A 13293-nucleotide genomic window follows, 5' to 3' on the forward strand; every position below is an offset into this window, starting at 1 on the left:
TTCTGGCTATATATACTGATGAGGAGGCGTTGGTGTGCTCATCCTTGCGGGAAAAACGTGCACTTCATTTACGGAGATTCTCATTTCCATTTCTCGACCGATGCTCTAGTTCCCCCGCGGTCAACCAGCTCGATGGGACGCTTTCGAATTTGGTGATCTCCAAGGCGATGGCCTTGCCGGTTATTGGCACTGTCACGGTGACCTTGAACGCGGGACAGAATACGCCAGTCACCACAACTGGTCTAACGACCGACTTGTCAGTTCTCTCTTCTGACGTGGCGACGTTCGAGGGCCAGGCAATATTCAACAATGCCAACGACAATGCCTTCGGATCCGATACCCAAACCATGACGTTAAACAATGTCACTATTAGCGCGCCATATGTGATTGCCAATAGTATGACTCTGCCCGGGTTGACGCTCTCTATTACTTCCCAACGGGGCGGGCGACAACTGGCGCAAACACCTCTGCACTCTCTTCAAACACGGAGATATACGAGATCCCATACATCTCTCGCCTTTCTTGGAGCGTTTCACTTATTTGATCGAGCGTACCGATGAGGCAATGAGGTATCGCAGGCACGTGCGCCTCTGTGGTTTGAAATCTTCCCGCAAGCTGCTGAAATGCTTGAGAACGGTCCTCTGTCACAACAACGGCGAAGAGAATGATATTGAGTTCTACGCACAGGAGAGAAGCGATTTGCATACGCAACATGTGATCACGAGAGGCTTTGAAGTCCCCCTCTTGCTGAAGAAGAGAACTTCAAATAAAGCTAGAGAGGCCGTTGTCCGCAGGCAATGAAGGTGTTGGAATAGCTCTTGTAGCTATCGTATTCGTCTAGCGATGCTGCCAGCGCCTGATCATATTGTGCTGGCGACACACCGAGTTGAGACAGCACTTGCTGGCGCATCGCTTTATTGATGGCCTGGACGCCTGTTGCCGCCATAGTACCAATGCGCCCTCCCCAACTGCCAACGGGATTGGGAATCTGTTGATACACAATATTGGTCAGGCCCACACCTTCGAGAAGATTCTGGGTACGACGGGCCATCGAAGGATCAATGCCTTGCTGGCGGCTTGCCTCCGTGATCCAGGTCGCAAGTTGCCTACTGGCTGGCCCCATCTGCTCAAAGGTGATATCCACTTCCACGAGTTCCACCCAACCGCCAGGACGAGTCACCCTGACCAGTTCCTGGACCTCGCCTGGCCAACGTTGGGTAGGAAGGGCAAAGACCAGGAGCCGTTGATGCACATAATCAAAGCTCTGCGGCGCAAAAGGAAGCCCCTCAAGAACATTGCCTTGCACAAAACGGCACGTGTCAGGAAACTGTGGACTTCGTGGCAAGGAGAGGGGGGAAACCAGATCAAAACCCACCACGGTTGCTTGAGGATACGTAACAGCCATTTCCTGACACCAGCGCCCCGTTCCACACCCAACATCTAACATGCTGGTTGGAGGCTGCAATGGAGCCAGAGCATTGCCTTTGAGCGTGGCACGCAAAATATAATGCTGGAAATCCAATCGATTGATTTCTTCATCGTTTCGGGGTAAGAGATAGGGAGCATTTTCCTGCTCCCCGAATGATTGTAATCCTGATTGTCTCTGAGTCACTGAGGGTACCTTCCCCCTCCTGTCTGTTGGAACCTGTGATAACGTCTTCCGTGAAACTATCTTGAAGAAAGACATGTGTGAGCATCCTGCCTTCTCTGTATGTTTGCTTTCTTGAAATACTGTAGCATGCTTAACCGCATCAACGCATTAAAAACCTATAAAGATTTTCTCTCCAAACGGGTATGAGTGCTCTCCCAGAGGCCTTTGGCTGCCGAAGAATGCGCCTTCTTCAAGGAGATCAGAGACAGGAACAGTGCACTCACGTCCTTGACTTCGCCCACTATTGAGTGGTTTTCCTCTTCCTATTCACGGTCCTCGTCTTGGGCAACCCTCTGTCATACTAAAATCAATCGCCTTGCCTTACCAATCCTGTAAAGGAGCCCGGTTATCGAGCCAGTTCCATTCAGTATCTTGCATAAACCGGACCAGTCCGCGCTCATAGGAAATATTCCATTCACGAAAGTTAGTGATGCATTCCCACAAAGCCTGGGCATTGGCAACAGACCCCTGTGTCAAAAGCTTCTCACACAGCTCAAGGAAGTTTTCAGGCTTCTCGGGCGCGTTCTCTACAGCTTGCATCAGCCACTTGTGGTAGGGATAAAGGATGCGGTTATATGCCAGCACTAAACGCGAGGCATAAAAGACCATCTCGCTGGTTGCGTGGGCCATCAGATAGGTTGACTGTTTTTGCTCGGCTTCACCAACAAACCAGTTGAGCATCTGGACCTGACTGTAGAAGGCCAGCATCTTTTCCTCACGCTCAGTCTCCTGGTAGACTGGTATTTGTTTCAGCAAATCATCCAACTCAGGGATATGCGAGAAAACTGCGAAAACATTGGTGTAAGCCGCCCGCGCTGGCTCGCTGCCCTTCTGTGCAACATCTCTCAAAAACTGCAGGTTAAAGAATTTCCCGTCGATGTATCCACCAGGATAATCGCACATCTCTGTGTTGTAATACCAGCGCTGGCCACTAGCTACACAACGAGCATATTCCTCATCGGTAGCAATAAACATAACATCTACATCCGAGTTCTCTCCGCCCCAACCCTTGACCAGTGAGCCGCCGACCAGCAAGGCCAGGTAGCGTGGATCATCTTGAAATGTCTCTTTGAGGCGCTCGATAACGCGCAAATGGTGTGGTTGCAGGTACAATTCAGAGTTCCTTTCTCATCTATCCTCTTTGTCGAAGCAATTTTGCCCCAATTCGGCGTGTTCCGCAAGGGGAAAAATAGGGACGGGCAACATCGTCATTCATGATCGCAAACGACAACGCTACCGTTGTAGGAGCTGTCGCAAGACCTTTAGCCAGCGACGAGGAACCATAGAGGAAGGGCTGCGCAAGCCAACAGAATTGATCGTCATTGTGGTGACACTTTGGTGAAGCAATCCAATCATCGACCGCTGCTTCGCCTTCGTCAGGGGCAATTGTGCTCAATCACCGGTTAGTGTGGCTCTATCCAGGGAATGAAATAGTGATTTCACATAAGAAATGAGCAAAAGCGGCCTCAGGCCAGGGGCGAATCGTGTTTTTCCTGCCAGGTATACTACCTATCTATAATGAAAACAAGGGAACTTGAATAGTGATAGGGAGATGAAAATATGATCGAGTTTGGTATTACCCTCAGGCCCGATCCACCACCAGAGCGTATTGTTGAGCTGATGCGTATGGCCGAGGCCCAAAACTTCTCCTATGGCTGGTTGTTTGATTCACATGTACTCTGGATGGACCCCTATCCTCTACTCACATTGATGGCCGTGAATACTACTTCCTTGCGGCTAGGGACCTGCGTGACCAATCCCGGCACTCGTGATCCCAGCATCACGGCTAGCACCTTCGCGACCTTGCAGGCGATTTCAGGCGATCGGATGATTATGGGCATTGGTCGCGGAGATAGCGCCTTGCGTGTTATGGGAAAGCAACCTGTATCGCTGACTGTCATGGAGAACGCTATTCAAGAGATACGAACCCTTGTTTCGGGAGAGGCTACACATCTGAATGAGCAGGCTATCCAGCTAAAATGGGCGCGCAGCCGCCTGCCTATTTTTGTCGCTGCCTATGGACCCAAAGCTTTACGCCTGGCGGGACGCGTGGGCGATGGCGTTGTCCTGCAATGTGCCGATCCCCATCTGATTAAATGGGGTCTGAATTTTGTGCGCGAGGGTTGTGAGGAGGCGGGACGTGATTGGTCACAATTCCATATTATGTGTGCCACGGCAGGCTATGTTTCGGATGACCTTGAGTATGCGCGTTCGCAGGTACGTTGGTTCCCCGCGCTTGTGTCCAATCACGTTATCGAGTTGCTCTCTCGCTATCCTGCCACTGACTTGCCAGCGGAATTGACCAGCTATGTACGTCAGCGTTCGGGCTACGATTATCAGGAGCATTGCCAGGTAGGGGCATCCCATGCCGAGTTTGTCACCGACGAGGTTGTTGATCGCTTTTGTGTGATTGGTACAGCGGAGCAGTGTCGCCAGCGTATCCGCGAACTGGCCGCCATTGGCGTCAACGAATTCAACCTCTACCTGATGGCCGAAGAGCAAGAGCGCCTGCTGGAAATCTATGGTCGAGAAATTATTCCAGAGTTTTGCAATGTCCAGGTGAGGCCTCGCACCTAAAAAAAGTCTCTGTTGGGAAAGCAATAGATGGATGAGTTATGGCCTCACACCAGCCTTTCGCCCTCCCGTTTATGGCGCACTTTGTACGAAGCACGGCTCCCGCACCGCTCGACCCTCAGTCGCTTTCTCGCCGCGCTGAATCAAATGGTGGTTGAGACATTGCGCAGCGTGTTTCTCGAAGACCCGAAAAGATCTTGACCTTCCTGGTCTCGACGAAATGCAGATCGCAGCCCTCTTTGGCCTGAATGTGGAAACCTACCAGACAACCAAGCGTCGTTTTACAGTGCAGGCGCAGGAATTGCTTGCCGATACTGTGTTTGCCACGCACCAAATCGCATCGTGATCTGGTGGCACCGTGAAGAGTCGGAGAGCGCAGGAAGCGGTCGATCCCATCTTTTCTGCAGACACGATTAACGCTCTGGCGCACTTCTATGCTGGCGCAGAAGATCTCGGCAATCCGCTGATTTCTCCGATGTATGCAGATTTTCATGGCTTCCCCTCTTTGCGGATTGATGTTGGTCGAGACGAAATTTTTCTCGATGACTTTCTCCTCATCGCGGAACACGCCAGAGCAGCGAATGTTCCAGTCGAATTAACGGTGTGGGATGACATGTGGCATATCTTCCAAGCCTATGCCTCTGTTCTGCCTGAAGGACAACAATCGCTTGAGAAGATGGGCAGCTTTATTCGCCAAACGGTGTTGCCACAGCGCGAAATAATAGAAAGAAGGCACGAGAACGAGCCTGGCAAGAGATGACATTGGTAGGTAAAAGATGTGTTTCACTCCCTGTCTCCCATAAGAGATATTGTGAAGAAAAAAGAATGAGTACACGACTGCAAAATAAAGTGGCGATTGTCACTGGTGCATCACGTGAGATCGGCCAAGCAATTGCAGAGGCATTGGCGAACGACGGAGCACAGATCGTCATCAATTATGCCCAGAATAAGGGAGCCGCCGAAGACCTTGTGGGTCGCATTGAGCGCAATGGAGGTCAGGCTCTGGCTGTCCAGGCAGATGTCAGTAAACATGCTGACTTGCAAGCCTTGTTCAAAGCGACCATTGAACACTTTGGGCGTGTTGATATCCTGGTCAACAATGCCAGCATTATGACCACGAAGCCGATTGAGCAGATCACAGAACAGGACTTTGACCGAGAGTTCGCAATCAATGTGAAAGGGACCTACTTTGCTTGCCAATTTGCCGCCAGGTACATGCAAGCAGGAGGGCGTATCATTAATTTCTCCTCCTCTGTCCTGGGACAAATGATGCCCACCTACAGCCTTTACGCTGGCACCAAGGGGGCAGTCGAGCAAATCACTCGGCACCTGGCGAAGGAGCTCGCCCCAAAGGGCATTACCATTAATGCCGTCGCTCCAGGACCGGTCAACACGGAGTTGTTTACCGCCGATAAATCAGAAGCCCAGATAGAGGCGATCAAACGCATGATTGGTTTCGGTCGTCTTGGGGAACCCGAAGACATCTCAGGCGTGGTGCTCTTTTTAGCAAGCCAGGAAGCCGGGTGGATCACTGGACAGGTTCTGCGTGCCAATGGAGGGTTCATCTAGATCACACATGTGAGGCGGGGCAATCTTCTCAGGCTTTGAGAACGCCTTCTGGACTGTTTCCACATGGAAACAGTCCAGAAGTGAGAGAATTTCTTGGAAACAATTTTCAACAAACCGCCGCAGGGGACTCCTGCGGCGGTTTGTTGAAGTCAACGAGGGGAAGGTGAAACTCGGGATCACGGCCCCGACACTACTGTTAATTGCGCAAGAATCTGTTACTCTCGCGCAAGAATCTGAACGAAGACCCCGCTCTATCTCTGTTAGAGTAAGAGCAGAAGCCCTGCTTCAAATATCGCCGGAAACAGGTGTGAGGAGAACACGCTGCTTTACATGGACAATCATCGCTTGGGAACCTGTACTTACACGCCGCACCCTTTATCACCGGCCAAGTCATTTCGGTGGATGGAGGAGCACATATCGGCAAATTGTTGCTCGCACTGGTTGGGTGAGCAATATGTTGAAGTGAGGAGAACTCGAGAACTCAATCTTTTTGGCCACTGTGAGAAAGGAATATATCTTCGTTCTCAGGGATGGGGGTACGTGAAAGGGAAAGCTACCGCACGATGTCGAAGACCAAACAGACCAAACGTGTCACGCGACGCAGGCGTGACACGCTCAGTACCATGCTTGAGGCGCTTCCAGGCGCCTTCTTTGTTCTCGATCATGCCGATACCATTGTGTATGCCAATGCGAGTGCGCAAGCCATGCTCGGCACACCACCCAAGGCATTGTGTGAGAACAACTTCTGGCACTGCGCTCCCCACCTGGTGAGCCCCGTGCTCTCCCAGGCGGTGCGGCAAACGAAACAGACGCGAGCCTTGACCGACGTGCAGTATGTGTCTCGCATCACCCAGAACTGGCTGCACGTGCATCTCGCGCCGATGGTTGGGGGCTGGCGTTGCAGTTCCACGAGGCGAGCGCGCCAGCCCGACCTCAGGAGGTGTTTCCCCAGGGCGAGCACCTCTGCATCGATGACCTGGATGGTTTGCAGATCAGGACTGCGATCTTGACGCCAGAGGGAATCGTATTGGCGATTGATGCCATCCCGTTGAACAATGCACAGGTCCGATGCGAAAAGGTGATTGGCCAACCGCTCGCCGAGGCTCCCTGGTGGTCCCTTTCCCCTGCAACTCAAGAACAGCTCTGTGCTGCCATTGTGCGAGCCAGCACGGGAGAAACGGTGCGGTTCGAGACCGTGTTTCACCCCAGGGAAGGGATGGACCTTCATTTGGAGGTAGCGATCACGCCGCACATGGACGTGGACCACCACGTCGCGTACCTCGTCATGATCGGGTTCGACATTACCACGCGCAAGCGCGCCGAAGCAGCCATTCATACCCTGATCGATGCCATCCCCAGCTGGTCTGGACCGAGCGACCAGGAGGCTATATCGACTATTGCAATCAACGCTGGCGCGACTATACAGGCATGAGCGCCGAACAGACCCAGGGGAATGGATGGATACAGTGTATCCATCCTGAGGACCGGCAACGCGTGCTGGCGGTGTGGCAGCGCGCCGTCCAGACCGGCCAGCCGTGTGAAGCGGAACAGCGCCTGTGCCAGGGCATGACTGGAGCATATCGCTGGTTCCTGATGCAAGCAACGCCGTACAAAGATGCGCAAGGCACAATCCTCACCTATATTGGCACCTGCACCGACATCGAGGAACAGAAACAGGTGGAGCAGAAGCGCATCGCGGAAGCCTTGCACCAGAGTCAGGAGCGCATCCATGCCCTCATCGGCTCCAATATTATCGGGATTACTTCTAGCGAAGTGGAAGGAGAAGTGCTGGTGGACGCCAATGAGGCGTTTCTTCACATGACCGGCTATAGCCGAGAGGAGGTGCGCAGCAGAACGCTGCCCCTTGCTCTGTTTACACGGTCGGCGGTTGCCAGTTGTGGCCCTTCCATTGCCACAAACTGTCGTTGAACGCTGTCATGGTAATGGACGTTGCAAAGGCATAGACGGTCCGCTGCGCCACACTGTAAAAAAGACACATATCCTGCTCTGGCAGGTGCTGCAGCGACTGTTGCCTCCAGTTTTTCCCATCCCAGGTCCAGGAAACCTGGATATTTTGCTTGCCAGGGTTATCGCTTCCCGCCAACGTCAGAGTCACCTGCTGGGTAGCCTCATCCAAGACCATACTGGTTTGAATGGGGTAGGCACCGTATAAGGTGCCATTGTTTGTGAAACGTACCTCAGGAGAAGGTGAGGGATGTTCCTGCGTCCAGGCGGTGCCATCCCAGGTCCACGTATCTGTCAGAAGAGGAATTGGGGCCCCCATGTCATCACCCCCGAAAAGTACCACCGTGTGCGTGGCGGCATCATAGGCCATACTAGCATTCATACGGGCCGAAGGGGCCATCCCAGGATGCTGCGTCCAGGTGGTGCCATCCCAGGTCCACGTATCATTTAAAGGAGAGTTCGCTCCTGTTGCGAACCCTCCAAAAAGGACAAGTTGCCCAATGGCAGCATCGTAGGCTATACTGGCATTCATGCGCGGCGGTGGGGAGGTTGGGGGATTTTCTTGTACCCAGGTGGTTCCATCCCAGATCCAGGTCTCATTCGTCGCCTGGTTACCACCAATGAGAGATCCGCCGAAGAGGACGACAAGACCTGTGGCATCATCGTACGCCATACTGGCGCCAAGAATGGGCTTCGGCGATGCTGCGGGGTGCCGTTGTGTCCAGGCATGCCCGTCCCATGTCCAGGTATCCTGCAAATACCCGGTAAAGCTTTTGCCGCCAAAGAGCACGAGGCCCTCGTGCCGCTTGTCATAGGCGAATTGGGGAACAGCTCTTGATGCTGGCCCTGCTCCATCTTCAATAAAAGCTGGAGTACTGTATGCGTTAGAAGTTGGGGTCGCCATTGCAGTTGCCCGGGGAGTGGTTACGCGCGGAGTCGCTTTGCCCTGTGAAACTGCCGGTGGGGGATCCCCACACGCCGTCAAAAGCGCGATAAGGCCGAGGATACAGAGACCTACGACCAGACCGGAGTAGGCATGCAATCGCATGCCTTTTTGCGTAGAACGAATTTCTTCCCTCTCCAAACCCCTTTGTCTCATGGTTGCTGCTTTCTAGGACCCAAGGTCGCACACAATGCCGGTAGAGCTTTCAAAAGGTATCAGAAAACCCCGCGGGGTTTTCTGATACCTTTTTCAACGCTTGCACCAGCTCGCGTCCGCAATGGCAGATAGCCATTGTTTCTCAGAACGTAGGGATGTATGCCAGGAAGCGTACGTTAGTAACCGCTACCAGATAATACCGCCATTGCCATTGTCATTGACCATCCCATTCCAGAGGGTATCAATGTTAATGGTGTAAATCCCCGTATGCTGTGTATTGCAGGAAACCTTCCCGCAGGTCTCGGAATAGGTCATGGTATTGTTGTCGAAATTGTAACCGAGGATGGTAATAAAATGGCTTGTTCCAGGAGAATTAATCCAATCTGGTAAGTAAGCGTCGTTGACGGAAACGATGAGTGGCTTCCCACTCGATTGAATATCTTGCTGTACGTCATTTTTGAAGGTCGTTTTGTTCAAGTTGCCTACACCAGCGACTGCGTAGAAGTAGTTGGAATAGTTGGAGCTATGGCCAGACGCCTCCCAATTTAAAACGTCCCTGACATCAGCGAAGGTAGCGTACGCGTTTGGATAGGCGTTGTAGGTCATCTCACCAGCGGAGGTAAAAGCCGGGGGAGAGCTCTGCGTTGCGATGTACTGGACATAGGATGCGTCATTCGAGTCATTCCATGTCGTCGTGGTGTACGGATCACTGTACGTGTGAGTTCCCCTTTTGAGATTGACCCCCCAATACCCAACCGTTGCTGTTGAGGCCCCAGGTCCGCACTCATTCCAAAAATATTTGTCGGTATAGCCGTGTCCAGCCGAATCGGCGCCGGTATAAGGAGGCTCACTGACGTCTTGCGCCGGGGAATAGCTCAGGTGGTTTGAACCCGATACAATGTTTGGGGTTGCGCCACGTCGCTGCTGTTTCGATTGTAAGAATTTTGGATCCTGTTGTCGGCGGCTCTTTCCGCCAGTAAATAATTGGCCAGGTTGTATACCTTTACCGGAGCCGGTCGAACTGGCTACGAGCGAGTTCGCGTGGGCTGGAAGCGTTTTTGGAAAACATATCAGCAGTAAAAACACGATGAAAAGCGCCTGAATACTGCGCCGGATACGGGTGGTGAAGGTGGAACAAGTGCTCATAAGAAATCCTTTCCATGCAAATAGCAGCATTCGCAAACTTCGATCATAAAAGCGCTCACCTGGTAAATAAGTTGTCGAGAGAACAGTTCGACCTGGTGCCCGAAATAGGTCCGGCACACCGAACCGCGCGAGCGCCGCTACTGATGCATCGCTATTTGCAACCCCCAAATCGTGAAAAAGCGTATGGAGGAATCGGACCTCCCTTTCCTTCTGGAGGAGAAGGCATCCCGACCGCTGGATGAATGCGCTCGAAGTAGCGTCTTCGCTCCGCGTACTCGTTCTGGAACTTCCAAAACGCGTAGAACGACCTTCTTAAAAAAGAAACTAGAAAAGAACTGCAGAACATCTCCTAATCCCATAACTTCCTCCTTGGATAAAGGGGCTATTCGGCATTGGAAAGTACAAACGGCTTGTTACTCAACATCGACTTGAGAGTGAAAAAATAATCGTGCAAACGGATGTGTTACAGCTGTTTCTTCACGGTATGTGCGAGTTGGTGGGGCAAAGGTCGTCGCCCCGATCTGCTTTCTGAGAGACCTTTCGAGGATTTTGTCTCTTTACCGTGGATAGCACGTTCTTGAATAGAACTCCACTAGTTACAACCATGCATTTTACAACCATGCATTGCACCTTTTCTCCGGTTTCGCACTAACAGACTATTGCTATGCGATTTATAAAGCAGGTATAAATTACAGTATAATGTCATTGCCGCGACAATACAAGTCACATTACTTCAGTACTTATCCGAGCCTTTTGAGTAAAAGTGGACACCATTGCGGCGATGTGAATATCACAGGTTCTCTTCGTCGGCCAATCACTTCCCACACCGAAAAATTGCTCGCGTACCCTGCATCGCAGTGTCTATCATGGCATGTCTGCATGGCTTCCCCTTCCCAGTGCCCCTGGTGTTTCGAGTGCGCGCTCCATGACGGAACGACCTGCGTTTCAAGCAACGTATGCAACAACCTTCCCACAGCGTCTCGTGGGGCCCAGCCATAGAGTCGCTCCGCTCCCTCATTCCAGTAGATGGTCCGGCCCAGAGGATCGCGCAAGGAAAGCGCATGAGGGACCAGATTGAGCAGATCGGTGAGGAGTTTGAGGTTGAGCGCTTGAGCAGCGCGTTGGCGTTGTGCGGCGTGCTGTTCGGTCATATCACGAACGGCTCCCAGTGTACAGAATGCTCCCTCAAGCAGAAAAGGTCGCAGGCTAATATCCACTGGGAATTCGGTGCCATCCTTGTGCATCCCATAGAGTTCCAAGCCAACGCCCATCGGGCGAACACGGGGAGTCGCGGTATACTGCTCTCGTTTCCGTCGATGAACGTCTTGAACGCGCACAGGGAGCAGGATTTCTATTGGTGCTCCACGAAGCTCTTCCTCTGTATAGCCAAAGAGCGCAGCAAGTCGCTCATTCAGCGTAAGAATGGTTCCTGCCTGATCCACCACCAAAAGGCGTCAGGAGAGAACGCCAAAACGTAGTCCAGATTGGCGGATGTGATCTGCTGGAGGGCCGCAGCGGTCAATGACTGGGTGAAAGAATGATGTTCTTGATGTGTCATAAGGGAACGCTCCTCTTTGCTTCACTCACTCTGGGAAAAAACAGCGAGAGTAGCATACATATTCATTGAGAGGGGTCAATGGCGCAGAAATACGACGCGCGTTCTCTCGTCATGCTTTGAAGTGGACGGATAATCGAATGAGCTTTTTCTTAGGATGTCTACCGTTTCGCTGAAGAAGCATATCCGGCTTCTTTATGAGGAGCGAAATCAGCCAGAGAAGGAAAACTCCTATTTTACCCTTATGATACTCTTTGAGGAAAACGCCACAACTGCTCACGGACCATACTACCAGGCTCAATACATACATTGCTGACACCAGGGGCAAGATAGCAATATTGCTGGAGAGAAGAAGATCGCTTGATGCGAACTGCCTCTTGTCCCAGATGCTTCCACTCGGCTTTAGACGGCCTCGACTCGTTCGATTACCAAGCGTTCAGCCATATCGAGTTGGATGAGGCCATAGGGATTGACATTGCTGTAGATCAGCGGAGTCAGCCCGCGCAGGTCTTCTTTGGTCATTCGGTTCATCCAGGCTGGTTCCGATAAGACATCTTGAATCATCAACGTCTGCATGTAGGTAAGGGCGATGTGCAAGAAGTGGAGGGCGAGCAGGTTGTGTTGTAAGAATGAGTGAAGAACCTCAGCGATGTGAAGGAGTGCCATTTGTTGTGCTTAAGCTCCCACCTCAAAGAGGCTGGCGATGAACATGATCTGGTCTTGAATGTTCCTCTGGCAATCCCCTGCACTTGCCCTTTGCGAATCATGCTCATGCCCTCAAATCCTTGGAGCGTTTTCTCTGCGGTTTTAAAAGAGAAAAAGCCCATCCCTGGTTTGGTTCGTCGTTTGATACAGCGATGATCCTGCTCGACAATGTTGTTGAGATACTTGACTTGTCGCCGTTCACAGGCTTCGGGAAGGAGCCCTGCCGCTTTCAAGTCCTTGAACGCTTTGGGGTACGCTGCGTTCTTGTCAACAGAAATGACGCGAGGCGGTGTGGTACGAAGAGCTCGGAGCGCCTGCTTGAAGAAGTTCTGGGCAGCCTGTGCATCACGGGTGGGACTCAGACGAAACTCCAAAGTATTTCCCGCGGAATCTACGGCCCGATAGAGATACATCCACCTACCTTTGATTTTGACGTAGGTTTCATCGATGCGCCAGGAGTCATTGGAGGGCTTGAGGTGTGGTCGACATCGCTTGTTCAGCTCTGGGGCGTAGCGTTGCACCCAGCGATAGATCGTGGTGTGATCGATAGGGAGTCCTCGTTCCATCATCATTTCTTCTACGTCTCGATAGCTCAATGAATAGTGCAAATACCAACGAACACATAACAGAATGATATCGGCTTAAAAATGTCGCCACTTGAACAACGAACCATGATGCATAGAGAAATGCCTCTCACTCAGTAGGATCCTGTTGAGTGTATCTCATTACTGCCATTTCTTGCAACACAACCAGTTTTTCTTCGAGCTAAAATCATGTCTTCTGAGTAAGAATGATCAGCCAGGCAAGATTACATGTATTGTGTATCCATTTCCTACAAGTAATACTGTGTAATTGATCAATTTGGGGAGCCAGCGCGGAGTCCAATCTCGTGCTTTTCTCCAACCCAGGATGCTATGGCCCTCATGCGTATTTGAGAAAACTTGTTATGCTGGAAAATGAAAGGAGACATTGCATCAGGCAGGAGCTTCTCCAAGAACGCGAAGAGAGATATGTGTGCGCGACCAGCCT

The 13293-nt window shown here is 51.8% G+C and carries 15 protein-coding genes and 2 pseudogenes; 9 read left to right on the plus strand and 8 right to left on the minus strand.

The genetic code is table 11. From position 1 onward, the window contains the following. Positions 1 to 32 precede the first annotated feature (32 nt). On the plus strand, positions 33 to 560 hold the full coding sequence (locus JMJ16_RS43405) for a DUF6230 family protein (RefSeq protein WP_255553303.1): 528 nt from the start codon (positions 33 to 35) through the stop codon (positions 558 to 560). 212 nt (positions 561 to 772) lie between these two features. Here JMJ16_RS43405 and JMJ16_RS43410 read toward each other — a convergent pair whose 3' ends face one another. Both JMJ16_RS43410 and JMJ16_RS43415 read right to left on the minus strand, forming a co-directional pair. Then, positions 773 to 1612: a class I SAM-dependent methyltransferase gene (locus JMJ16_RS43410; RefSeq protein ID WP_201391748.1), complete on the minus strand. Its 840-nt coding sequence runs from the start codon at positions 1610 to 1612 to the stop codon at positions 773 to 775. Positions 1613 to 1972: 360 nt separating this feature from the next. Next, positions 1973 to 2764, minus strand: coding sequence for a hypothetical protein (locus JMJ16_RS43415; RefSeq protein ID WP_201391749.1), 792 nt, complete (start codon positions 2762 to 2764; stop codon positions 1973 to 1975). A gap of 447 nt (positions 2765 to 3211) precedes the next feature. On the opposite strand from JMJ16_RS43415, the gene JMJ16_RS43420 reads away from it, so the two are divergent. The 7 genes from JMJ16_RS43420 (at position 3212) to JMJ16_RS56540 (ending at position 7723) form a co-directional block, all read left to right on the plus strand. Continuing rightward, complete coding sequence (locus tag JMJ16_RS43420) at positions 3212 to 4228, plus strand: TIGR03842 family LLM class F420-dependent oxidoreductase (RefSeq protein WP_201391750.1); 1017 nt, start codon at positions 3212 to 3214, stop codon at positions 4226 to 4228. Positions 4229 to 4445: 217 nt separating this feature from the next. Further along, the gene (locus JMJ16_RS56250) at positions 4446 to 4571 is read left to right on the plus strand and encodes a hypothetical protein (protein ID WP_255553291.1); all 126 of its coding nucleotides are present in this window, start codon (positions 4446 to 4448) and stop codon (positions 4569 to 4571) included. A 12-nt stretch (positions 4572 to 4583) separates the two neighbouring features. Then, entirely contained in the window at positions 4584 to 4985 is a 402-nt protein-coding gene (locus JMJ16_RS43425) for an alpha/beta hydrolase (protein WP_201391751.1), read from the plus strand. Positions 4986 to 5050: 65 nt separating this feature from the next. Then, positions 5051 to 5794 carry an SDR family oxidoreductase gene (locus JMJ16_RS43430; RefSeq protein WP_201391753.1) on the plus strand — a complete coding sequence of 248 codons (744 nt, stop codon included), beginning with the start codon at positions 5051 to 5053 and terminating at the stop codon, positions 5792 to 5794. A 563-nt stretch (positions 5795 to 6357) separates the two neighbouring features. Next, the gene (locus tag JMJ16_RS56530) at positions 6358 to 6804 is read left to right on the plus strand and encodes a PAS domain-containing protein (protein ID WP_307813359.1); all 447 of its coding nucleotides are present in this window, start codon (positions 6358 to 6360) and stop codon (positions 6802 to 6804) included. After that, on the plus strand, positions 6735 to 7226 hold the full coding sequence (locus JMJ16_RS56535) for a PAS domain-containing protein (RefSeq protein ID WP_307813361.1): 492 nt from the start codon (positions 6735 to 6737) through the stop codon (positions 7224 to 7226). Before JMJ16_RS56530 ends, JMJ16_RS56535 begins: the two co-directional genes overlap by 70 nt. Next, positions 7223 to 7723: a PAS domain S-box protein gene (locus JMJ16_RS56540; RefSeq protein ID WP_307813362.1), complete on the plus strand. Its 501-nt coding sequence runs from the start codon at positions 7223 to 7225 to the stop codon at positions 7721 to 7723. The genes JMJ16_RS56535 and JMJ16_RS56540 overlap by 4 nt, the downstream gene beginning before the upstream one ends. Here JMJ16_RS56540 and JMJ16_RS43440 read toward each other — a convergent pair. After that, positions 7668 to 8858, minus strand: coding sequence for a kelch repeat-containing protein (locus JMJ16_RS43440; protein WP_201391755.1), 1191 nt, complete (start codon positions 8856 to 8858; stop codon positions 7668 to 7670). The genes JMJ16_RS56540 and JMJ16_RS43440 overlap by 56 nt on opposite strands. Positions 8859 to 9044: 186 nt before the next feature. Beyond that, positions 9045 to 10004: a hypothetical protein gene (locus JMJ16_RS43445; RefSeq protein ID WP_201391757.1), complete on the minus strand. Its 960-nt coding sequence runs from the start codon at positions 10002 to 10004 to the stop codon at positions 9045 to 9047. A gap of 14 nt (positions 10005 to 10018) precedes the next feature. Here JMJ16_RS43445 and JMJ16_RS43450 point away from each other — a divergent pair, with 14 nt between their 5' ends. Further along, positions 10019 to 10246, plus strand: a complete 228-nt coding sequence (locus JMJ16_RS43450; protein ID WP_201391759.1) for a hypothetical protein — start codon at positions 10019 to 10021, stop codon at positions 10244 to 10246. 498 nt (positions 10247 to 10744) lie between these two features. On the opposite strand, the gene JMJ16_RS43455 is transcribed toward JMJ16_RS43450, so the two are convergent. The 4 genes and pseudogenes from JMJ16_RS43455 to JMJ16_RS43470 form a co-directional block, all read right to left on the minus strand. Further along, on the minus strand, positions 10745 to 11446 hold the full coding sequence (locus tag JMJ16_RS43455) for a PAS domain S-box protein (RefSeq protein WP_201391761.1): 702 nt from the start codon (positions 11444 to 11446) through the stop codon (positions 10745 to 10747). Beyond that, positions 11416 to 11562 (minus strand): hypothetical protein, encoded by a 147-nt coding sequence (locus tag JMJ16_RS43460; protein ID WP_201391763.1) that lies wholly within the window; start codon positions 11560 to 11562, stop codon positions 11416 to 11418. The genes JMJ16_RS43455 and JMJ16_RS43460 overlap by 31 nt, the downstream gene beginning before the upstream one ends. A gap of 399 nt (positions 11563 to 11961) precedes the next feature. Beyond that, positions 11962 to 12177: pseudogene (locus JMJ16_RS43465) on the minus strand (Tn3 family transposase); the annotation flags it as partial. A 57-nt stretch (positions 12178 to 12234) separates the two neighbouring features. After that, positions 12235 to 12899, minus strand: a pseudogene (locus JMJ16_RS43470) (IS6 family transposase). Between the last annotated feature and the right edge of the window lie 394 nt (positions 12900 to 13293).

This window comes from Ktedonobacter sp. SOSP1-52 (genome assembly GCF_016587395.1).

What these genes read in the sequence shown, in the direction of transcription:
- JMJ16_RS43420 (WP_201391750.1), top strand. Translation starts at nt 3,212, where the DNA reads ATGATCGAGTTTGGTATTACCCTCAGGCCCGATCCACCACCAGAGCGT.
- JMJ16_RS56250 (WP_255553291.1), top strand. Translation starts at nt 4,446, where the DNA reads ATGCAGATCGCAGCCCTCTTTGGCCTGAATGTGGAAACCTACCAGACA.
- JMJ16_RS43430 (WP_201391753.1), top strand. Translation starts at nt 5,051, where the DNA reads ATGAGTACACGACTGCAAAATAAAGTGGCGATTGTCACTGGTGCATCA.
- JMJ16_RS56530 (WP_307813359.1), top strand. Translation starts at nt 6,358, where the DNA reads ATGTCGAAGACCAAACAGACCAAACGTGTCACGCGACGCAGGCGTGAC.
- JMJ16_RS56540 (WP_307813362.1), top strand. Translation starts at nt 7,223, where the DNA reads ATGAGCGCCGAACAGACCCAGGGGAATGGATGGATACAGTGTATCCAT.
- JMJ16_RS43440 (WP_201391755.1), bottom strand. Translation starts at nt 8,858, where the DNA reads ATGAGACAAAGGGGTTTGGAGAGGGAAGAAATTCGTTCTACGCAAAAA.
- JMJ16_RS43445 (WP_201391757.1), bottom strand. Translation starts at nt 10,004, where the DNA reads ATGAGCACTTGTTCCACCTTCACCACCCGTATCCGGCGCAGTATTCAG.
- JMJ16_RS43450 (WP_201391759.1), top strand. Translation starts at nt 10,019, where the DNA reads ATGCAAATAGCAGCATTCGCAAACTTCGATCATAAAAGCGCTCACCTG.
- JMJ16_RS43460 (WP_201391763.1), bottom strand. Translation starts at nt 11,562, where the DNA reads ATGACACATCAAGAACATCATTCTTTCACCCAGTCATTGACCGCTGCG.